General features: G+C 68.2%; 15 protein-coding genes and 1 tRNA gene. All 16 read left to right on the plus strand.

Going from position 1 to position 21,540, the window contains the following annotated elements; genetic code table 11:
- On the plus strand, nt 1-216 hold a 216-nt coding region (locus tag B5F84_RS09525), incomplete at its 5' end, for a hypothetical protein (RefSeq protein ID WP_204205460.1).
- A gap of 62 nt (nt 217-278) precedes the next feature.
- Complete coding sequence (locus tag B5F84_RS00010) at nt 279-614, plus strand: YbaB/EbfC family nucleoid-associated protein (RefSeq protein ID WP_204205461.1); 336 nt, start codon at nt 279-281, stop codon at nt 612-614.
- Between the two features lie 4 nt (nt 615-618).
- Nucleotides 619-1,233 (plus strand): recombination mediator RecR, encoded by a 615-nt coding sequence (recR, locus tag B5F84_RS00015; RefSeq protein WP_087319456.1) that lies wholly within the window; start codon nt 619-621, stop codon nt 1,231-1,233.
- 24 nt (nt 1,234-1,257) lie between these two features.
- Nucleotides 1,258-2,028, plus strand: a complete 771-nt coding sequence (locus B5F84_RS00020; RefSeq protein WP_087319458.1) for a hypothetical protein — start codon at nt 1,258-1,260, stop codon at nt 2,026-2,028.
- A gap of 99 nt (nt 2,029-2,127) precedes the next feature.
- Nucleotides 2,128-2,204, plus strand: a tRNA-Asp gene (locus B5F84_RS00025).
- Between the two features lie 241 nt (nt 2,205-2,445).
- Nucleotides 2,446-6,093: a family 20 glycosylhydrolase gene (locus tag B5F84_RS00030; protein ID WP_158094443.1), complete on the plus strand. Its 3,648-nt coding sequence runs from the start codon at nt 2,446-2,448 to the stop codon at nt 6,091-6,093.
- Between the two features lie 530 nt (nt 6,094-6,623).
- Nucleotides 6,624-7,316, plus strand: a complete 693-nt coding sequence (locus B5F84_RS00035) for an HAD-IB family hydrolase (protein WP_087319462.1) — start codon at nt 6,624-6,626, stop codon at nt 7,314-7,316.
- Nucleotides 7,317-7,362: 46 nt separating this feature from the next.
- Entirely contained in the window at nt 7,363-7,854 is a 492-nt protein-coding gene (locus tag B5F84_RS00040) for an Rrf2 family transcriptional regulator (protein ID WP_087319464.1), read from the plus strand.
- Nucleotides 7,855-7,857: 3 nt separating this feature from the next.
- Entirely contained in the window at nt 7,858-8,775 is a 918-nt protein-coding gene (locus B5F84_RS00045) for an adenine glycosylase (protein ID WP_087319466.1), read from the plus strand.
- A 68-nt stretch (nt 8,776-8,843) separates the two neighbouring features.
- On the plus strand, nt 8,844-9,389 hold the full coding sequence (gene rbr / locus B5F84_RS00050) for a rubrerythrin (protein ID WP_087319469.1): 546 nt from the start codon (nt 8,844-8,846) through the stop codon (nt 9,387-9,389).
- Between the two features lie 333 nt (nt 9,390-9,722).
- Complete coding sequence (gene glgB, locus B5F84_RS00055) at nt 9,723-11,873, plus strand: 1,4-alpha-glucan branching protein GlgB (protein WP_087319471.1); 2,151 nt, start codon at nt 9,723-9,725, stop codon at nt 11,871-11,873.
- A gap of 111 nt (nt 11,874-11,984) precedes the next feature.
- Nucleotides 11,985-14,417, plus strand: a complete 2,433-nt coding sequence (locus B5F84_RS00060) for a glycogen/starch/alpha-glucan phosphorylase (protein WP_087319472.1) — start codon at nt 11,985-11,987, stop codon at nt 14,415-14,417.
- A 63-nt stretch (nt 14,418-14,480) separates the two neighbouring features.
- Nucleotides 14,481-15,629 (plus strand): glucose-1-phosphate adenylyltransferase, encoded by a 1,149-nt coding sequence (locus B5F84_RS00065; RefSeq protein WP_087319474.1) that lies wholly within the window; start codon nt 14,481-14,483, stop codon nt 15,627-15,629.
- A gap of 2 nt (nt 15,630-15,631) precedes the next feature.
- Nucleotides 15,632-16,726 carry a glucose-1-phosphate adenylyltransferase subunit GlgD gene (gene glgD / locus B5F84_RS00070; RefSeq protein WP_087319475.1) on the plus strand — a complete coding sequence of 365 codons (1,095 nt, stop codon included), beginning with the start codon at nt 15,632-15,634 and terminating at the stop codon, nt 16,724-16,726.
- A gap of 16 nt (nt 16,727-16,742) precedes the next feature.
- Nucleotides 16,743-18,242 (plus strand): glycogen synthase GlgA, encoded by a 1,500-nt coding sequence (gene glgA / locus B5F84_RS00075; protein ID WP_087319478.1) that lies wholly within the window; start codon nt 16,743-16,745, stop codon nt 18,240-18,242.
- A 2-nt stretch (nt 18,243-18,244) separates the two neighbouring features.
- Nucleotides 18,245-21,502: a 4-alpha-glucanotransferase gene (locus B5F84_RS00080; RefSeq protein WP_087319480.1), complete on the plus strand. Its 3,258-nt coding sequence runs from the start codon at nt 18,245-18,247 to the stop codon at nt 21,500-21,502.
- Nucleotides 21,503-21,540: the final 38 nt, after the last annotated feature.

The raw sequence follows: 21,540 nt of genomic DNA on the forward strand, positions 1-21,540 counted from the left end.
GCGCCGGCCCCCGCGCCCCCCGCCGAGCTCGCCCCGGAGTTTGCCGACATCGCCGCCATGCTCACGGCCGCGTTCGGCGAGCCCGTCTCGGTGAGCGTGGAGTCCGCCGCCACGACCTCCGACGAGGACGCCGCGGCCGAGCTCGCCTATGATGAGGACCGCTCCCGCGACGCCGGCTTCACCGACGAGCCCGTCGAGGACGGGGACGAGGACTAGCCCCGGCGCGCCGGGGGCCCACCACGCAACCGCAGCAGACCGCAAGAAAGAAGGGAACCGCAATGTCCAAGGGATTCAACATGGGCGGCATGAACCGCAACCAGATGATCGCCCAGGCCCGCAAGATGCAGGAGCAGCTCATCGCCGCACAGGAGAAGGTCGCCCTCACGGAGGTCTCGGCCAGTACCGGCGGCGGGGCCGTCAAGGTCTCCGCGACGGGCAACATGCGCCTCACCTCGCTGACCATTGACCCGGCCGCCCTCGACCCCGAGGACGTCGAGATGCTCCAGGACATGATCTTGGCCGCGGTCAACGACGCGCTCGAGTCCGCCGAGAAGGCCGCGAGCCAGCAGCTCAGCTCCGTGACCGGCGGCCTCAACATCCCGGGCCTCTTCTAGTCCCATGGAGTCCCTCGTCAACGACGGCCGCGCGCTCCAGCGCCTGCTCGACGAGCTCGGAAGGCTTCCCGGAATCGGGCCCAAGTCGGCCCAGCGGATCGCCTACCACCTGCTCGAGGCGGACGCCGAGGAGGCGCGTCGGCTCGCCCACGCGATTCTCGAGGTCAAGCAGCAGGTGCACTTCTGCCCTGTGTGCTTCTCGTATGCCACGCGCGAGACCTGCGACGTCTGCGCGGACGGCTCGCGCGACCGCGCCTCGATCTGCGTGGTCTCGGAGCCGCGCGACGTCACGGCCATCGAGCGCACAGGCAGCTATCACGGGCTCTATCACGTCCTCGGCGGGGTCATCAGCCCCATGGACAAGATCGGCCCCGAGCAGCTGCACGTGAGGGAGCTCCTCTCGCGTCTTGCAAGCGGCGAGGTGACCGAGGTCATTCTCGCCACGAACCCAGACGTCGAGGGAGAGACCACGGCGACCTACCTCGCCCGCGTCATGAGGCCGCTGGGCGTCCGCGTGACGCGGCTTGCCAGCGGCCTGCCGGTGGGCGGCGACCTCGAGTACGCCGACGAGGTGACGCTGGGCCGTGCCATCGAGGCGCGGCGCGAGGTTTCGGCATAGCGGCCCAGGAAGGGGAGCGCAGAGATGAGCAACGGAAAGTCACAGCACTCGTCGCGAGCCACCCGGGAGCGCGACCCGGAGCGCATCGCCACCATCCATGCCGGCGAGGGCGCCCGCGTGACCACGCGCAAGAACGCCGCCGAGGCGGCAGGCCGCGCGCGCCAAAACGCCGAGAAGCGCTACTTCAAGCGCCATCCCGAGGTGATGCCCGGCAAGAACGCGCCCAAGCGCAGCACCGGCAAGGTCGTGCTGCTGGTCGTTGCGGGCATGCTGGCGCTGGGCATCCTCTTCTGCCTGGGCACCTGCATCACGGCGGCGCTCACGCCCGCGCCCGAGCAGCGCAACGTGCAGAACGAGCAGTCGCTTCGCCCCGACGACGCCCAGCTCGAGGCCGAGGCCGCCCAGGCGGAGCACAACGCGAGCCAGGAGCAGGTCGGCACCGACGGCACGGTGTCCTACGACGGCGTGACCTTCTCGCTCTCGCAGCCGGAGGGCGGCCGCTGGGGCCTCGTGCGCACGATGGCCGACGGCACCGCCGAGACGCTCACGGAGCTCGAGGGCACCCCAACGGCGCTCGTGCGCTGGGGCAACACGATCCTTGTCCCCGAGAACCGCGACGGGGGCTGGGACGTGGTCTGCTACGTGGTGTACGGCCACGGCTCGGCGAGCTATGTCGTGGACGGCAGCGGGGCCAAGGTCCAGGGCGCCGGTGACATCGCCTCCGTCGAGCTTGACGGCTCGGTGCTCAGGGTGACCAACGAGTCCGGCCAGACCGTTGACGTGGCGCTTGGATAGGGCCGCTGACCTGAGTTCTTCTCGTCCCAAAATTTTTTTCAAAAAGTGCTTGCCAAAGGGGATGGGAGTATGTCAGAATAACCCTCGCGCAAGGCGAACGGGGTGTTAGCTCAGCTGGTTAGAGCGCCGGCCTGTCACGTCGGAGGTCGAGGGTTCGAGTCCCTTACATCCCGCCATTGCACTGTCTGAGGGCTCCTTCGGGAGCCCTTTTTCATGCCGCGAGGTCGCGCGCCTCAGGTCCGCCGCGGCCTCTGGCGGCCCCGCCCACCCCGGCGAATTCCCCCGCCGGCCGATGCCGGCTTGCCTTTCAGCGTAGATTTGGCCTCATGCACTATTCTAGATGGGCTAGCAAATCGTCGGCGCGCGCCGCCGCGGCAAGGGCCGCCCGCAGCGCGCGCCAGAAGGATGAGGGATGCCATGGCAGAACAGAAGAGCTGGGTGCGGCGCGCCGGGCGCGTGCTCATCGCCGGCGCCTTTGCGGGGGCCACGCTGCTCGGGGTCGCCGCCCCGGCCATCGCCGAGGGGACCGTCCCGGCGCTCACGCAGGCCCGCTACACCAACGAGGAGGCCCGCGCGCTCGTGAACCCCGTGGTCCAGGAGTACAACGTGGACCCCTCCGGCGCCGCCTGGAGCTTTGACGCCTCCACGCGCCTTGTGGTCGTGGCCTCGGACGCCAACACCTCCAACGGGCGGCTGGCCGAGGTCGTGAAGCTCGTCAACTCCGAGTTCGCCGAGAAGAACATCGTCTCCTCCGAGCCCTTTGGCATGGTCTACGCCCCGGCCGACCTGGCCGGCACCGCCGACGTGGTGATCGACCTCGCCTCCACGGTCACCGACCAGTCCCAGAGCGACGAGGCCTACAAGATCGAGATCTCCTCCTCCGGCGTGCGCGTCACGGCCGCGAGCGAGAACGCGGCCATGTACGCGCTGCGCACCCTCGAGTGCCTGGCCCAGACCACCGACAACGCCCTTCCCTGCGGCACGATCGTGGACTGGCCCGACCTCCAGGAGCGCCGCCTCTTTGTCGACTGCGGCCGCAAGTACTTCTCCAAGGACTGGTTCATCCGCCAGATCCACGAGATGAGCTACATGAAGCTCAACACGCTGGACATGCACTTCTCGGAGAACCTCGGCTTCCGCATCGAGTGTGACACCGACCCGGCGATCGTCTCGGACGAGCACCTCACCAAGGACGAGGTCCTGGAGATCCTCGAGGAGGCGCGCCTCTACGGGATCAACGTCATCCCCTCCATCGACTCGCCGGGCCACGTCGACCAGATCCTCAGGGCCCACCCCGAGTACGGTCAGATCGCCAACGACGGCGTGACGCACCTCACCTCGGGCCTCGACGTGACCAACCCCGAGGCCATTGCCTACATGCGCTCCATCTACAAGGAGTACATCGACCTCTTCAAGCAGGGCGGCGCCACCACGGACATCTCCATCGGCTGCGACGAGTACATGGAGTTCGACCGCGCGCCCTTCACCACCATGTACCGCTCGGTGCTCGAGGGCTGGGCCGACGAGAACCTGGGCCCCGAGTACAGCTGGACCGACACCCTGGCCACCTATATCAACGAGCTCGCCCAGTTCTGCCGCGACAACGGCCTCGAGCCGCGCGTCTTCAACGACGGCCTCTACTACGGCGAGGGCTCGAGCTACCAGCAGAAGGTGGAGATCGACCCCACGCTGGGCGTTGACTTCTGGAGCCAGATGTCCTGGAACCGCAGCATCGCCAACCTCCAGGCCCTCGTGAACCGTGGCATGGAGGTCTTCTACAACTTCAACGCCAACTACGGCTACTTCGTCCTGCGCAACGACTCCCGCGGCGCCTCCTTCGACTACGACAACAACCTCGAGATGTGGTTCGACGAGTGGCGCCCGGGCGACTTCCAGGACGCCCAGAACGCCAACGTGCTCGCGGACGACGACCCGCGCATCAAGGGCACGGCCATCGCCATCTGGTGCGACTACCCTGACGTGGCCACCGAGGACGAGATCACGGAGGGCATCGCCGACTCCCTGCGCGCCATGGCCACGCGCAGCTGGAACGTCGACTCCAACCAGGGCCTCTCGCTCGACGAGTTCATGGACCTCACGGAGACCCTCGGCCACGCGGCCGCGTGGGAGAAGGGCACGAGGCTTCCCGACGCCGGCGAGATCCTGCCGGCCGAGAACGTGGGCAAGGTCACGGTCCACTACGTCGACGCCGAGGGAAGCCCGGTCGCCGACGACACCGTGAGCTACGGCACCATCGGCGACGCCTACGAGGTCAGCGCCGCCGACGTCTACGGCTACCGCCTGCTGAGCGACGAGGCCACCGTGAGCGGCACCTTTGCCAAGGAGGACGCCGAGGTCACCTTTGTCTACGAGCTCTTTACCGACAAGACCGCGCTCACCGACGCACTTGCGCAGGCGATTCCGGCCACGCAGCTGATCGACCAGACCTCGGGCGACTACCTTGACGCCCTCGAGGCTGCCCGTGCCGTCCACGAGGACCCCAAGGCCACCCAGGCCCAGGCCGACGAGGCCCTGAGCGCCGTCACCTCCGGCCGCGCCGGCGCGGTGCGCCTTGAGAACTACGCCCTCTACGCCGAGGTGGCCCACCCGCTGCCCGAGGGCGACTACGTCTCCGGCTACGATGCCTACGAGCAGGCCCTCGACGCCGCCCGCGCGCTCATCGACGACGCCGCCCCGACCACTCCCGAGGAGCGTGCCTCCGCGCTTGCCGCCATCCGCGACGCCAAGCAGGGCCTCACCAAGCCGGTGTCCACCACGCCCACGGTGAGCGCCACGGATGGCTGGTACACCTTTGACGGCGGATATCCGTACGAGAACATGCTCGACGGCAACGCCAACACCAAGTGCTGGTTCAACGAGAACCAGGAGGTGGGCAAGGAGGTCGTCTTCACCTTCCCCACGCAGGTCATGCTGAGCGGCATCAGCGTCTCCCAGCCCACCGGCGTGGGCGCCGACCAGCTTGCCGGCGCCGACGTCCAGGTGGCGGGCGCCGACGGCGCCTGGGTGACCGTGGGCCAAATCGACGACTCCAAGCTCGACTGGTCCTTCTCGTTTGAGGAGCAGGCCGTCTCCAAGGTGCGCCTCGTGCTCACCGCGGAGAAGCCCAACTGGTACCAGATCAGCGAGGTCTCCTTTGCCGCCGAGCCGGTCAAGGAGGACACCACCCTCACCGACCTCATCACGCGCGCCGAGGACCTCCCGGTCGAGGGCAAGAGCGTGAGCCTGGTCAAGGACCTCGTGTCGGCGCTGCTCGACGCGCAGCACGCTCACGTTTCCGCCGGGGACACCGATGCCGCCGCCCAGGCGCTCTCCGCCGCCATCGCCGCGCTTGAGGGCGAGACCACGCCCACCGTCGAGAAGGGCGCCCTCGAGGAGCTCGTCGCCCGGGCGGACGCGCTCGACGAGAAGGGCTTCACGGACGAGAGCTGGGCTGCCCTTGCGGATGCCCTCGACGCGGCCCACGCCGCCCTCGAGGACGGAGCCGCCACTCAGGCCCAGGTCGACGACGCGCTCGTGGCGCTCCAGTCCGCCTACTACGCGCTCGAGGCCTCGGACGGGACCGAGGAGCCCGAGCCCGTCACCCACACCGTCACCTTTGACGACCTCCTGGAGACCACCGAGAACGTGACCGTCACCGTGGAGGAGGGCCAGACCGTTGACCCCGCGCTCGTGCCCGACCCGGTCTGCGAGGGCTACGTCTTCGAGGGCTGGTTCACGGACGTCGATCGCACGGTCCCGTTTCACTTTGCCGCGCCCGTGACCTCCGACCTCACGGTCTACGCAAAGTGGACCAAGGCCGACCCGGGCGAGCAGCCCGGCGGCGAGGAGCCCGGCACCGGCACGGAACAGCCCGGCGAGACCCCCGGCGGCGAGCAGCCCGGCACCGGCGCGCAGGCCTCGACCGGCACGAGCTCTGGCACGCAGGGGTCCGGCGCCGTCCCCGAGACCGGCGACCCGAGCACCCTCGTCGGCGCCGCGCTCGCCGGGGCAGGAGCCCTCGCGTCGCTCGCCGGAGCCGCCTCGCTGAGGCGCCGCGCCCGCTAGCCAGACAACCGCGCGTCCCCTGACCCCCGCGACCTCCCGTCGCGGGGGTCTTCTCATCCCGAACGGAAAGCTGCGCCTCCCGCGGGGCCCTGCGCGCCGGGGCTCTGCTCATCCGGCGGACGGAAATCCCGCCGAGTGCGCGCCTGCCCGCGCGTTCCGGCCGCGCCGCTTTTCTCGCCGACAAAACTGTCGCCGAGTGCGCGCTGGGCTGCGCGCACCGGGGGCGTTTCTTGTCCGAACGGACAAAGGAATTGACGAGTGCGCGCACCAGGGCGCATCCCGGGCGTACACTGGGCGGCATTTTGGGTCACGGGCGAGAAAAACCGTCGAGTGCGCGCCCCCGCCCCCGTCCTGCCTGCGCCCTCGCCCCGCGCGGCCCGTCCCACCCACAAACCTGAAACCCCCTGCGACCGGGGAGAAGGCCCGCCGCCCGCCGCGTCGCCCCAGCCCAAACGAAACGCTAACGCGACGAAATGCTCACATCGCGGTATCATATGCGGGATACGTTGGGTCACGACGAGGAGGGCCCCATGAGCCCCAGCGCCGAACGGCAGACATATCGGGTCGCGGTCTTTGACTTTGACGGTACCTCCATCCGGGGTCAGTCCGGGTCGCTCTTCACGTGCTACCTCATCCGCAGCGGCATGATGTCGCCCTTGCGGGCGCTTCGCCTCATCTGGTGGGGCGTTCGCTACAAGCTGCACCTGCCCTATCGCCAGGACGAGGCGCGCGAGCTCGTGCTGGGCGCGCTGCGCGGCCGCACCGCAAACGAGGTGGACGCGCTCATGGTGGGCTTCCACGACCGCATCCTCTCGCCGCGCTACCGGGCGCGCGCGCTCGCCGCGGTGGAGGAGTGCTCCGAGGACGGCATGGTCACGCTGCTCGTCTCCGCGACGTTCGACGCCATCGCGCGCGTCGCCGCCCAGCGCATGGGGGTCGACGGCTTCATGGCCACCACGATGGAGAAGGACGAGCGGGGCAACTACACCGGCGCCGTGGCCGGCCCTGTGGTCGCGGGGCCCGAGAAGTACCGTGCGGTCGCGCGGTGGTGCGACGAGCGCCTGGGGCAGGGGAGATGGAGGCTCGCCCGCGCCTACGGCGACCACTACTCGGACCGGGACCTGCTCGCCCGCGCGCAGACGGCCTACGCCGTGTGCCCGGGCAAGACGCTTCGGTCGCTTGCCCGGCGCAAGCACTGGGAGGTTCTCGACTGGGACGCCTAGCCTGGCCGTCCCAGCGTTCGGCGCGGCGCGCCAGGGGGAGGATGACATGGAAATCTCACGCAAGACCGACTACGCGCTGCGGATGCTCGCCGCGCTGGTGAAAGACCCGAGCGGCGTCGTGTCCGTGCGCACGGCGGCCAAGGAGAACGACATCCCGTACTCCTTTGCCCGCTCCATCCAGCATGACCTGGCGCTCGCCGGGATCGTGGAGAACTCGCGCGGGGCGAGCGGCGGCATGCGGCTGTCCGTGGACCCGCGCGAGACCACGCTGCTGCAGCTCGTCGAGGCCGTGCAGGGGCCGGTGATCGTCTCGGCCTGCGCGACGTCCGGGGCCGAGGGCGGCGCGTGCCCGCGCCGCGGGTTCTGCCACTTCACCTCGGTCTGGTGCAACGCGGAGCGGCTGCTGCGCCAGTTCTTCTCTACCGTGACGCTCCACGAGCTCGTCGTGGAGCGCCGCTCGCCCGTCTTTGAGGGGTCGTTCCGGCTCGTCTCGGAGGACGAGGCCCGCTCCGTCGCGTGCATCGCGGCGGAGGCCTAGCCCATGGGGCGGCCCGTCAGCCACGGGGCCGGCGCCGCGAGCGGCAGCCCCGCCCCCGCGCGCCCTCTCGAGGAGTTTCGCGCCCTCGTGCTGGAGCGCGGCGGCGAGCTCTACCGCGACCTTCCCTGGCGCCGCACGCGCGACCCGTACGAGATCTGGATCTCCGAGGTCATGCTCCAGCAGACGCAGACCACGCGCGTGGACGGCCGCTGGCAGCGCTGGCTCTCCCGGTTCCCCACGCTCTCCGCGCTGGCCGCGGCCGAGCCCGCCGACGTGCTCGACGAGTGGCAGGGCCTTGGCTACAACCGCCGCGCCCTCGCCGTGCACCGCGCCGCCCGCGCGGTGGCCGAGGGGGGAGGGGCGCTCCCGCGCGAGGCCGCCGAGCTCGAGGCCCTGCCGGGGATCGGCCCCGCAACGGCCGCCGGCATCCGGGCCTTTGCGTTTGACCTCCACGCGGTCTACCTGGAGACCAACGTGCGCTCGGTCTTCCTCCACGAGCTCTTCCCCCACGAGGAGGCGGTCCCGGACCGCGTGCTCACCCCGCTCGTGGCCCAGACCTGCCCGGCCGATGCCGCAGACCCCACGGACGACCCGCGCACCTGGTACTACGCCCTTCTCGACTACGGCGCCTACCTCAAGCGCACGGTGCCCAACCCCTCCCGGCGCTCTCGGGGCCACACGCGCCAGTCGCGCTTCGAGGGGTCGCACCGCCAGAAGCGCGCGGCGCTCGTGCGCATTCTCCTGGCGCGTCGCTCGGACGCGGCCGGGGGTGCGGATTTCCCGAGCATCTGCGCCGAGCTTGCAAGCGAGGAGGCAAATGCGGGTAGAAGGCCCCTAGGCGCCGACGACGTGCGCGCCCTTCTCGCCGAGCTCGAGCACGAGGGGTTCTGCCACGAGGACCGCGGCGTCTGGCGCGTCTAGAGCGAGGGTACGGGGCCGGGAATGGGCCCGGCGCAATCGTCCCCGGACGGGACGGGAGAGGAGCATCAATGGCCGTTGACTTCGAGAGCTCTCAGACCAAGAAGAACCTGGAGGCCGCGTTTGCCGGCGAGTCCCAGGCCACCAACAAGTACGGCTACTACGCGAGCAAGGCCAAGAAGGAGGGCTACGAGCAGATCGCCGCGATCTTCACGGAGACCTCCGGCAACGAGCGCGAGCACGCCAAGCTCTGGTTCAAGTACCTCCACGGCGGCGAGGTGCCTGACACCCTGACCAACATCAAGGACGCCGCGGCGGGCGAGAACTACGAGTGGACCGACATGTACAAGGGCTTCGCCGAGACCGCCGAGGCCGAGGGCTTCGCAGAGATCGCCGCCAAGTTCCGCATGGTCGGCGAGATCGAGAAGCACCACGAGGAGCGCTACCTCAAGCTCGCCGAGCGCGTCGAGAAGGGCGAGGTCTTCGCGCGTGAGGGCGTGAAGGTGTGGAAGTGCCGCAACTGCGGCCACCTGCACGTGGGCGCCGAGGCCCCGGAGGTCTGCCCGGTCTGCAACCACCCGAAGGCCTACTTCGAGGAGCAGGCGCTCAACTACTAGCGGCCTGACTCGCGGACGGGGCGGCCCCGGCTCCTGGGCAAGAGCGCGCCAGAAGGCGCCCTCGCCCGGCGGCCGGGGCCGCCCTCCTTGTGCGCGCCGCGCCCCCGCGCCCGTCAGCGCCGCGCACCGCGCCCCACGCCCCCGCACGTCGCCCCCTCCGCGCCGCAACGTCGCGGGGGTTTCTCTACTCACGGGAGCATTCCCCACACTCGCGGGTTTTTCATGGACACCACGTTGACGAAACCTTCACAATGGGAGTTGTTCTGCGTGCGACCCGCTCGCGGTGGAACGCCCACGCGGAGGGCGTGGGGCACCTGACCCGGAGGAGTAGACATGGAGACTCTCGACAGCACCCTCTACCTGAGCAACGATGACCTGTTCCTGCTTGCTCGCGGAGAGTGGTACAAGAGCTACGAGAAGCTCGGCGCGCACCCCGCCAAGGATGACTCGGGCACGTCCGGCTTCCACTTTGCCGTGTGGGCTCCCGACGTGAAGAGCGTCCACGTCATCGGCGACTTCAACGGCTGGGACGAGACGGCCAACCCGCTTGTCCCCACGCAGACCGGCGGCGTCTGGCAGGGCTTCGTCCCCGGCGTCGGCCACGAGGCCCTCTACAAGTACCTCATCGAGACCATGGACGGCCGCAAGCTCTACAAGGCCGACCCCTACGGCTTCTACGCCGAGCAGATTCCCGGCACCGCCTCGCGCACCTTCGACCTTGCCGGCTACAAGTGGGGCGACGGCACCTACATGAAGAACCGCGCCAAGCGCGACATGTTCAAGGAGCCCCTCAACATCTTCGAGGTGCACCTGGGCAGCTGGCGCCGCCACGGCGACGAGCCCCAGGGCGAGCCGCGCCCGGATGGCACCTATCCCGGCCCCGGCGACCCGTTCCCCGCGCAGCGCGGCGTGGTCTACTCCTACGACGACCTCTCCGTGGAGCTCGTGGCCTACGCCAAGGAGATGGGCTACTCCCACCTCGAGATCATGCCCGTGAACGAGCACCCCTTCGACGGCTCCTGGGGCTACCAGCCCACCGGCTACTACGCGGCCACCTCGCGCTACGGCAACCCCAAGCAGTTCATGCACTTCGTCGACGCCTGCCACAAGGCCGGCATCGGCGTGATCCTTGACTGGGTGCCGGGCGGCTTCTGCGCCGACGCCCAGGGGCTTGCCACCTTCAACGGCCAGATGCTCTACGAGCACAAGATCCACCCCAACTGGAGCACCCACCAGTTCGACTACTCGCGCGGCGAGGTGCGCAGCTTCCTCGTCTCCAACGCCCTCTTCTGGGCCGAGTACTTCCACGCCGACGGCCTGCGCATGGACGGCGTCTCGTCGATGCTCTACATGAACTTCGGCATCGACGACCCCGGCCAGAAGCGCTTCAACGAGAAGGGCACCGAGGAGGACCTCGACGCCTCCGCGTTCATCCGCCAGACCAACACCGCCATGGGCAAGTTCCACCCCGACGTCATGATGATCGCCGAGGAGTCCACGGCTTGGCCGCTCGTGACCTACCCGCCCGAGGACGGCGGCCTCGGCTTCCACTTCAAGTGGGACATGGGCTGGATGAACGACACCCTCCACTACCTCCAGACGGACTTCCCGTGGCGCCCCGGCAACTACCGGATGCTCACCTTCTCGTCCATGTACCAGTTCAACGAGAACTTCATCCTGCCGCTCTCCCACGACGAGGTCGTCAACGGCAAGTGCTCGCTCATCACGCGCCAGCCCGGTGACTTCTGGCGCCAGTTCGCGGGGATGAGGGCGCTCGCCTTCTACCAGATGACCCATCCCGGCGGCAAGCTCAACTTCATGGGCAACGAGATCGCCCAGTTCATCGAGTGGCGCTACTACGAGGGCATCCAGTACTTCCTGGCCGAGCAGTACGACACCCACCGTCACCACCAGCAGTTCATTCGCGACCTCAACGCCTTCTACAACAAGAACAAGGCGCTGTGGCAGCGCGCGTTCTCCTCGGAGGGCTTCGAGTGGATCGACGCCGACAATGCGGAGCAGTCGATCATCTCCTTCATCCGTCGCGGCGAGAAGCCCGGCGACGAGCTCGTGGTCCTCATCAACTTTGACGTCAACGCGCGCGAGAACTTCCGCATGGGCGTCCCCGAGTGGGGCGTCTGGGAGGAGCAGTTCAACTCCGACGACGAGCGCTACGGCGGCTCCGGCGTCGTGAACGTGGGCAAGATCAAGTGCCAGGACGAGCCGTGGAACGGCCGCGAGCAGTCCATCGTCGTGCGCGTCCCGCCCCTGGGCGGCATGATTCTCAAGCGCACCGGCACCCTGCGCCGCCCCGCCAAGAAGAAGCCTGCCGGCACCACCGCCAAGAAGGCCACGGCCGCCGAGGGCGAGAAGCCCAAGGCGACCACCGCAAAGCCCGCGGCCAAGAAGGTGCCGGCCAAGAGCTCCGTAAGGAGCGCGTCAGCTCAGAAGCCCGTCGCGAAGAAGAAAACCTCCGCGGAGTAAGCTTTACGGGGCCGCCCACGGGCGGCCCCACGCAACGGCCGGGCGCGGCAACCGGCCTCGCGCACCCGCGCGAACCCAGCGTTCTTGTCGCCCGTATTGAGGAGCAAAGCAGTGACTACCCCCAAGATTTTCGAGAGCACGGAAGACTTCGTCGAGCAGTACCGCGAGGCCTGCGTGAACCGCTACGGCACCCCCTTCGAGGAGCTGCCGAGCCAGGAGCGCTACTTCGCGCTCGCCGAGCTCATCGCCAACAAGGGCCGTGCCCTCTTCCCGGAGTCCCACCCCAAGGGCGCCAAGAAGGTCTACTACTTCTCCCTCGAGTTCCTGCTCGGTCCCCTGCTCGACAACTACCTGATCAACTTTGGCGTCCGTGACCTCGTCGCCGAGGGCGTCAAGGAGCTGGGATCCAGCCTCGAGGACATCTGCCGCCAGGAGGTCGACCCGGGCCTTGGCAACGGTGGCCTGGGCCGCCTCGCCGCGTGCTTCCTCGACTCCATGGCCCACGAGGGCATCGCCGGCTACGGCAACGGCATGCGCTATCGCTACGGCCTCTTCCGCCAGTACATCGAGGGCGGCCGTCAGGTGGAGCGCACGGACAACTGGCTCGCCAACGGCTTCCCCTGGGAGACCCGCAAGGACGGCTCCGCCGTGCTCGTGCGCTTTGGCGGCCAGGTGGTCCGCCACGAGCAGGACGGCAAGTTCTGGTTCACCCAGGAGGGCGGCGAGCTCGTCCGCGCCGTCCCCTACGACGTGCCCATCATCGGCTACGGCGGCAAGGTCGTGAACAAGCTGCGCCTGTGGTCGGCCGAGCCCTACACCGAGGACTTCGACCTCGACGCCTTCAACGCCGGCGACTACGCCCGCGCCAACAAGTTCCGCTCCGACGTCGAGGCCATCTCCACGATCCTCTACCCCAACGACGCCGGCGAGCACGGCCGGATGCTGCGCCTCAAGCAGGAGTACCTCTTCGTCTCCGCGGGCCTGCAGACCATCCTGCGCACCTACGAGCGCGAGTTCGGCCCGGACTGGGAGCACCTTGGCGAGCACGTGTGCGTCCACACCAACGACACGCACCCCGCGATGTGCGGCCCCGAGCTCATGCGCCTGCTCGTGGACGAGAAGGGCGTGGACTTTGACGTTGCCTACCAGGTGGCCAGGGAGACGATCTCCTTCACCAACCACACCGTCATGCCCGAGGCGCTGGAGAAGTGGCCGATCAACACCTTCCGCAACCTCCTGCCGCGCCTCTACATGTTCATCGAGGAGGTCGACCGTCGCTACCGCGACAGCCTCGCCAACCACCTCTCGCCCAACGACGGCAAGTGGACCGACGTCCTCAAGAACACCGCGATCCTCTGGGACGGCCAGGTCCGCATGGCCAACCTCTCGATCATCTTCTCGCACTCGATCAACGGCGTCTCCGCGCTGCACACGCAGATCCTCAAGGACAGTGTCTTCCACGAGTTCTATGAGATGATGCCGCAGCGCTTCAACAACAAGACCAACGGCGTCACGCACCGCAGGTTCCTCTGCGAGGCCAACCCGTCCTACTCCAAGCTCATCACCGAGGCCATCGGCGACGGCTGGATGGACGACGCCATGGAGCTCGAGAAGCTCATCCCCTTTGAGGAGGACGCGAGCTTCCTCGACGGCATGGAGCTCGCCAAGAAGGCCGACAAGGAGCGCCTGGCCGCCTACGTCAAGGAGACCTCCGGCGTCGAGCTTGACACCAACATGGTCTTTGACGTGCAGGTCAAGCGCTTCCACGCCTACAAGCGCCAGCTCCTCAACGTCTTCAAGGTGCTCGACGTCTACAACCGCATCCTCGCGGACCCGAGCTACAGCCCGCGCCCGACGGCGTTCGTCTTCTCCGGCAAGGCCGCGCAGAGCTACACCTTCGCCAAGGAGGTCATCCGCCTCATCAACTCCGTCGCGGACGTGATCAACGGCGACGAGCGCGTGAGCGACAAGATCAAGGTGGCCTTTGTGCCCAACTTCGCCGTCTCCAACGCGCAGCTCATCTACTCGGCGGCGGAGATCTCCGAGCAGATCAGCGTGGCCGGTGCCGAGGCCTCCGGCACCTCCAACATGAAGCTCATGATGAACGCCGCCATCACCCTGGGCACGCTCGACGGCGCCAACATCGAGATCTCTGATCTCGTGGGTCCCGAGAACATCAAGATCTTCGGCCTGCACGCCGACGAGGTCGAGGAGCTGCGCGCCAGCGGCCGCTACTACGCCTGGGACCAGTACAACGCCGACCGCGACCGTCTGGGCCGCATCGTCGACATGCTCACGGACGGCACGCTCGCGCGCCTCTCCGGCAACTTCGAGAGCATCCGCGACTACCTCATGGTGGACAACGACCCCGATCTGGTCCTGCGCGACTTCCACTCCTACGTCCAGGCGTGGGACGAGCTGACCGCTGACTACGCAGATCGCCGCCGTTGGAACAAGTCGGCGCTCCACAACACCGCCAAGGCGGGATACTTCTCTAGTGACCGAACGATTCGCGAGTACATGGCCGACATCTGGAACGTGTAGACGTCGGGCCTTCTGAGCGCACGGTCAGGGCCGCGGCCCTAACGGTTTGAAAGGAGTGGGGGTATGAGTAAGAAAGAGTGCATCGCTATGCTCCTGGCGGGTGGTCAGGGCAGCAGGCTCGGTGCGCTGACGAGCAACGTCGCCAAGCCGGCGGTCTCGTTCGGCGGCAAGTTCCGCATCATCGACTTTGCCCTGTCGAACTGCGCGAACTCTGGCGTCAACACCGTGGGCGTTCTCACGCAGTACCGTCCGTACCTGCTGCACAGCTACATCGGGACCGGCGAGGCGTGGAACCTCGACGACCGCACGGGCGGCGTCTCCATCCTCCCGCCCTACGCCACGCAGACGGGCGGCTCCTGGTACGAGGGCACGGCCGACGCCGTGGCCCAGAACATCGGCTACATCGAGCAGAACGACCCCGACTACGTCCTGATCCTCTCCGGCGACCAGCTCTACCGCATGGACTACGCCGACATGCTGGCCACCCACAAGCGCCACAACGCCGACCTCACCATCGCGGTCATGCCCGTGCCCTGGGAGGAGGCCTCCCGCTTTGGCATCATCACCCAGGACGAGGACGAGAAGATCGTCAAGTTCACCGAGAAGCCGGCCAAGCCCGACTCCAACCTCGCCTCCATGGGCATCTACATCTTCAATACCGACCTCCTGCTCTCCTCGCTCAAGGAGGACGCGATCGACCAGACCTCCGAGCACGACTTCGGAAAGAACATCATTCCGAAGCTCCTCGAGGAGGGCAAGCGCCTCTACACCTACGAGTTCAACGGCTTCTGGCGCGACGTCGGCACCATCTCGAGCTACCACGAGACGAGCATGGACCTGCTCGGGCCCAACCCGGCCTTCGACATCTACAGCAGCACGTTCCCGATCATGAGCAACTCGTCCACCCGCCCGCCCGCGTTCGTGGGCAAGGACGGCAACATCGACGACTGCCTCGTCTCCAACGGCTGCCAGGTCTACGGCACCGCCAAGCACTCGATCCTCTCGACCGACGCCTACGTGGGCGAGCGTGCCACCGTCATCGACTCGGTGCTCCTGCCCGGCGCCCGCGTCAAGGACGGCGCCCGCGTCGTGCGCGCCATCCTCGGCGAGAACTCCGTCGTGGAGGAGAACGTGAGCCTCGGCAGCGTCGATACGACCAAGGACACGGTCGTCATTGGAAACGACGTCGTCGTTGGGAAGGGGGAGAACTAACCATGGAAAAGGTCATCGGCCTCATCACCTGCAACTACTCGGCCAAGGAGACGAGCCCGCTCACCGAGAGCCGTCCCGTGGCGTCGCTGCCCTACCTCGGCCGCTACCGTCTCGTTGACTTTGCCCTGTCCAACCTGGTGAACTGCGGCATCCGTACCGTGGGCATGGTCATGCCGTACAACTACCGCTCGATCATCGACCACACCGGCTCGGGCAAGGAGTGGGACCTCGACCGCAAGAACGGGGGCCTCTTCATCCTGCCGGGCTCGGCCTTCGGCACCTCCCGCACGGGCGCCCGCTTCCTCCTGCGCGACCTCGTGCACAACAAGGCCTACTTCACGCGCAGCACCGCCGACGCCGTGATCTTCTCGACCGCCAACTTCGTGTACAACGTCGACCTCGACAAGGTCTACGAGGCGCACAAGGCCTCTGGCGCCGACATCACGGTCCTTACCAAGACCGCGTCCGAGAAGGACCCGGACGTGACGGCCTTCGACGTCGAGGACGGGCGCGTCTGCGGCGTCCACCACGGCACCACGTTCGGCGAGACCATGTTCCTCGACTGCTTCGTGATCGGCCGTCAGCTCCTCCTGGACATGTTCGACTGGTACGCCCCGACCGACTACCTCGACCTCTTCGAGGCCATGGTGGGCGACTTCGGCCGCGTGAACGTGCGCACCTACGACTTTGACGGCTACGTCGCCCCGGTCTTCAACAAGCGCACCTACTTCCGCTCCAACATGGACCTGCTCGACCCGCAGATCTCCGCCGAGCTCTTCCCCGAGGACCGCTCCATCAAGACCAAGGCGCACGACACGCCTCCCGCCAAGTTCGAGATCGGCTCGCGCGTCCTCAACTCCCGCATCTCCTCGGGCGACCGCATCTACGGCAGCGTGAGCGACTCGATCCTCGGCCGCAACGTCATCGTGGAGGCCGGCGCCACCGTCCGCAACTCCATCGTGATGCAGGGCTGCGTGGTCAAGAGCGGCGCCCGCGTGGAGAACGCGATCGTGGACCGCGGCAACGTGGTCCCGGCGGGCACCGAGCTCAGGGGCACCCCCGAGGACGTGCTCATCAAGGAGAAGTCTCGCGACTAGGACCAGGAGAACCACCGTGCCAACCACTGCCAAGCGCAGGAAGCTGAAGGTGCTCTTCGCGTCCTCCGAGGCCGTCCCGTTTGCCAAGACGGGCGGTCTCGGGGACGTCGCGGGCTCGCTTCCCCGCGCCCTCAAGCATGCCGGCGCCCGCGCCGCCGTCATCATGCCCAAGTACGGGACCATCCCGCAGGAGTACCGCGACCAGATGAAGCACGTGGCCGAGTTCTACGTGCCGCTCGCCTGGCGCAACGAGTACTGCGGCATCGAGAAGCTCACGCTGCAGAACCTCGACTTCTACTTCATCGACAACGAGGCCTACTTCAAGCGCGACGGCCTTTACGGCTACTTCGACGACGGGGAGCGCTTCGCGTTCTTCTCGAAGGCCATCTGCGAGGCCATCGCCAGGGTGCCGGAGCTCGAGTGCGACGTCCTGCACTGCAACGACTGGCAGACCGCGCTCTGCTGCGTCTTCCTGCGCGAGTTCTACCAGCAGATCCCGCAGTGCGCCAACGTGAAGACCGTCTTCACCGTGCACAACGTCAAGTTCCAGGGCCAGTACAGCGACAAGGTCCTCGAGGAGGTGCTGGGCCTCGCCCACATCCCGGCGGCCCGCGACCAGCTCTACTGCGACCGCGACTCCATCAACTACATGAAGGGTGCGCTCTGCTACGCGGACTACCTCACCACGGTGAGCCCGAGCTACGCCTACGAGCTGCAGATGCCCTTCTACGGCGAGGGCCTCGACGGCATCTTCCGCCGTCGCTCGAGCGTCCTGAGCGGCATCCTCAACGGGATCGACCAGGGCATCTGGAACCCCGCGACCGACCCCATGATCCCGGCGAACTACTCCGAGAAGGACCTGGCCAACAAGGCCGAGTGCAAGCGCGCCCTCCAGGAGGAGCTGGGCCTGGCCCAGGACCCCACGCGCCCGCTCGTGGTCTCCATCGGCCGCCTCACGGACCAGAAGGGCCTCGGCCTTGTCCGCTACGCGATGGACCACCTCATGCAGCGCGGCGTCCAGGTTGCCATCCTCGGCACGGGTGACAAGGACCACGAGGACGCGTTCCGCTACTTCGGCGCCCGCTACGGCGACCAGATGTGCGCGCGCATCGCCTTTGACAACGCGCTCTCGCACCGCATGTACGCGGGCGGTGACATCCTGCTCATGCCGTCCGAGTTCGAGCCGTGCGGCCTGTCCCAGATGATCGCCATGCGCTACGGCACCCTGCCGCTCGTGCGCGAGACCGGCGGCCTGCGCGACTCGGTCCGCCCGTACAACAAGTACACCGGCGAGGGCACGGGCTTCTCGTTTGCCAACATGAACGCCGACGAGATGGCGGACACCCTCCTCGGCGCCTGCGAGATCTTCTGGACCGACCAGGACGCCTGGACGAAGCTCATGCTTCAGGCCATGAACGAGGACTTTAGCTGGCGCCGCGCCGCAAACGACTACATGGACATCTATCATGGTCTGCACCCAGAGATCATCAGGTACAACAAGCGGAGAGACAGGTAAGTTTGAAGGCACGTCACGTTACATCAGAGCCGGAGTACAGAAGTCCTTTCGGTGCCGTCCAGCTGGGCGGCACCGTTTCACTGAGCATTGACGTCTGGGACGATGACGTCGTGTTCTGCACGCTGCGCGTCTGGACGGACGCCCACGGCGAGCAGCTCATCGAGATGCACGGCTCACGCGCGGGCGAGGGCCTGCGCTTCACGGCGAGCTATCGTCCGGGCGAGACCGGCGTGGTCTGGTACAGCTTTGACATCGAGGCGAGCGACGGCGCCGTGTGGCGCTACGGGGCGCGCCCGGGCTGGACCACCGGGGAGGGCGCCTTTGCCTACGGAGACCCGCCCTCCTTCCAGATCACGGTCTACGAGCCCCGCCTGGACCAGCCCCGCTGGTACCGGGAGGGCATCGTCTACCAGATCTTCCCGGACCGCTTTGCCCGCGGCAAGGACGCGCCCGAGCGCGCCCGCACGCTCGAGGCGCACCGGCGCGGCCCGCGCCGCGAGCTCGTGGACTGGGACAAGCCCGTCGACTACGAGCGCAACCCGGACGGCTCCATCGCCTGCTGGGACTTCTACGGCGGCACGCTCGAGGGCATCCGCGAGCACCTGGACTACCTCGCCGACCTTGGCGTGACGGCGCTCTACCTCAACCCCATCTTCGAGGCCGCGTCAAACCACCGCTACGACACGGCGGACTACCTGGCCATAGACCCGCTCCTCGGCACGACCGAGGACTTCGAGCGGCTCTGCCTTGACGCGGAGGAGCGCGGCATCTCCGTCATCCTGGACGGCGTGTTCAACCACTCCGGCCAGGACTCCCGCTACTTCAACTCCTACGGCAACTACCCCGAGGTGGGTGCCTACCAGAGCCCCGACTCGCCGTACCGCGACTGGTACTTCTTCAACGACGACGGGACCTATGCCGGCTGGTGGGGCAACGGCGACCTGCCCGCCCTGAACGAGCACAACCCGGACTACCACGCGCTCATCTGCGGCCGTCGCGGCGTCGTGCGCACGTGGCTGCGCGCGGGCGCGCGCGGCTGGCGCCTCGACGTGGCCGACGAGCTCTCCGACGAGTTCATCGCCGACATCAAGCGCGCGCTCACGGTGGAGCGCCACGACGGCGTCCTCATCGGCGAGGTCTGGGAGGACGCCACCAACAAGCTCGCCTACGGCAAGCTTCGCCAGTACTTCCAGGGCAAGGAGCTCGACGGCACCATGAACTACCCGGTGCGCACGGGGCTTCTCGCCTACCTCTGCGGGCACATCGGGGCGCCCGAGCTCGCGGCGCGCCTCGAGCAGCTGCGCGAGAACTACCCGCCCGACAACTTCTACGCGGCGCTCAACCTCCTCGGCAGCCACGACCGCGAGCGCCTGTTCACCGTGCTCGGCGGCGCGCCCGACCCCGACAGCATCCCCGAGGGGGAGCGCGCGGGCTGGCACCTGGCCGACGACCAGGTGGGCCTTGCCAAGGCGCGCCTGTGGCTCGCCGTCCTTCTCCAGATGACGCTGCCCGGCGTTCCGTGCGTCTACTACGGCGACGAGCTCGGCCTCGAGGGCCTGCGCGACCCGTACTGCCGGGCGAGCTTCCCGTGGGACGGCTCGCGCGGGCACGCGGACTGCCGCATGACCTACCGCAACGCGATCGCCCTGCGCAAGACCCTGCCCACCTTCGTGGACGGCGACTTCGAGCCCTTCTCGTCCGGCGAGGACGTCTTTGGCTTCTGGCGCCGCGACGGCGAGCGCAGCGTCTGCGTGCTCGTGAACGCGAGCCTCTCCGAGGCGCACGACGTTCGCGTGCCCATGGTGGGCGAGCTCGTGTGCGACGTGGTCTCGGGCAGCGTTCCCGCGGTCGAGTCCGGGCAGGCCCACGTCTTCCTCTGGCCGCTCGGCACGGCGGTCCTGCACTTCCATCGGGCCCGCCGGCTCCAGGAGCCGCTCGGGCGCGGCATGGGCGTGCTCTGCCACGTGACGTCGATCCCCAACGGCGGCCGCCCGGGCACGCTCGGCGCGCCGGCGCGCCGCTTCATCGACTGGCTCGCCGCGACCGGCCAGACCTACTGGCAGGTCCTCCCCGTGAACCCCACGGACGAGTACGGTTCGCCCTACGCGGGCGTCTCCGCCTTTGCCGGCAACACCGACCTCCTCGAGCACGATGAGTCCGAGACCCTCAAGGCGCTCGAGAAGATCGGCACCTCCGCGGACTACCTCGAGTTCTGCAGCGAGAACGACTACTGGCTCACGCCCTACGCGACCTTCCGCGCCATCAAGGAGCTCCTCGGCGAGGGGCCGTGGCAGGGCTGGCCCGCGCGCTACCGCCGCTTCAGTCCGAGCCTCGTGCGCAACCCGCGGATCGCGACGGCCGTGGAGAACCACCGGCGCCTCCAGTACGCCTTCGACCGCGAGTGGCGGGACCTTCTGGACTACGCGCACGCCCGCGGCATCCAGGTCATCGGCGACATGCCCATGTACGTCTCGGGCGACTCGGCCGACGTCTGGAGCGAGCCCGACGTCTTTGACCTGGACGAGAACGGCTACGCCCGCCGCGTGGCGGGGGCTCCCGGCGACGCCTTCGCGCCCGAGGGCCAGATCTGGGGCAACCCCACCTATCGCTGGGACATCCTGCGCGAGCAGAACTACGGCTGGTGGCTGCGGCGCTTCAGCCGCGCGCTCGCGCTCTACGACGTGGTGCGCCTGGACCACTTCATCGGGTTCTCCTCGTTCTTCTCGGCTCCCGCGGGGTCGCCGGCGAGCGCGGGGACGTACTCGTTTGGCCCGGGCCTCGAGCTCTTCCAGAGGGCCTTCGAGCAGTTTGGCCCGCTGCCCTTCATTGCGGAGGACCTGGGCTCGATCACGCCGGCGGTGCGCGCGCTCGTGAGCGCGACGGGCTTTGCCGGCATGGACGTCATCCAGTTCTCCGACGCCGACGTGCGCGAGGGCTACGAGCCCCGGCCCGAGACCGTCGCGTACACGGGCACGCACGACAACCAGACGCTCGTGGGCTTCTGCGAGACGCGCTTTGGGCTCGAGGGGGAGGCGGCCGCCTCGCTTGCCGACGAGCTTCTGCGCCGCACGCTGGACTCGACGGCCGAGGTGGCGATCGTGCCGCTCCAGGACCTGCTCGGCCTGGACGACGAGTCGCGGATGAACGTGCCCGGCGTAGCCGGCGGCAACTGGTCCTGGCGCGCGGACGAGGACGCGGTCGAGGCCGCGGCCGAGCGGGCGCGCGCGCTCGCGGAGGGGTCCGGCCGCCTGCGCGCATAGCGCCGCGCCCGCCCCGCCGCCCATCGCCCCGAGCCCGT

Origin of the sequence: Olsenella sp. An290, assembly GCF_002159535.1 — a bacterium.
Lineage (GTDB): Bacteria > Actinomycetota > Coriobacteriia > Coriobacteriales > Atopobiaceae > Thermophilibacter.

Excerpts from the sequence above, each read along its gene's own strand:
- B5F84_RS00010 (WP_204205461.1), top strand. The coding sequence starts at position 279 with ATGTCCAAGGGATTCAACATGGGCGGCATGAACCGCAACCAGATGATC.
- recR (WP_087319456.1), top strand. The coding sequence starts at position 619 with ATGGAGTCCCTCGTCAACGACGGCCGCGCGCTCCAGCGCCTGCTCGAC.
- B5F84_RS00020 (WP_087319458.1), top strand. The coding sequence starts at position 1,258 with ATGAGCAACGGAAAGTCACAGCACTCGTCGCGAGCCACCCGGGAGCGC.
- B5F84_RS00030 (WP_158094443.1), top strand. The coding sequence starts at position 2,446 with ATGGCAGAACAGAAGAGCTGGGTGCGGCGCGCCGGGCGCGTGCTCATC.
- B5F84_RS00035 (WP_087319462.1), top strand. The coding sequence starts at position 6,624 with ATGAGCCCCAGCGCCGAACGGCAGACATATCGGGTCGCGGTCTTTGAC.
- B5F84_RS00040 (WP_087319464.1), top strand. The coding sequence starts at position 7,363 with ATGGAAATCTCACGCAAGACCGACTACGCGCTGCGGATGCTCGCCGCG.
- B5F84_RS00045 (WP_087319466.1), top strand. The coding sequence starts at position 7,858 with ATGGGGCGGCCCGTCAGCCACGGGGCCGGCGCCGCGAGCGGCAGCCCC.
- rbr (WP_087319469.1), top strand. The coding sequence starts at position 8,844 with ATGGCCGTTGACTTCGAGAGCTCTCAGACCAAGAAGAACCTGGAGGCC.
- glgB (WP_087319471.1), top strand. The coding sequence starts at position 9,723 with ATGGAGACTCTCGACAGCACCCTCTACCTGAGCAACGATGACCTGTTC.
- B5F84_RS00065 (WP_087319474.1), top strand. The coding sequence starts at position 14,481 with ATGAGTAAGAAAGAGTGCATCGCTATGCTCCTGGCGGGTGGTCAGGGC.
- glgD (WP_087319475.1), top strand. The coding sequence starts at position 15,632 with ATGGAAAAGGTCATCGGCCTCATCACCTGCAACTACTCGGCCAAGGAG.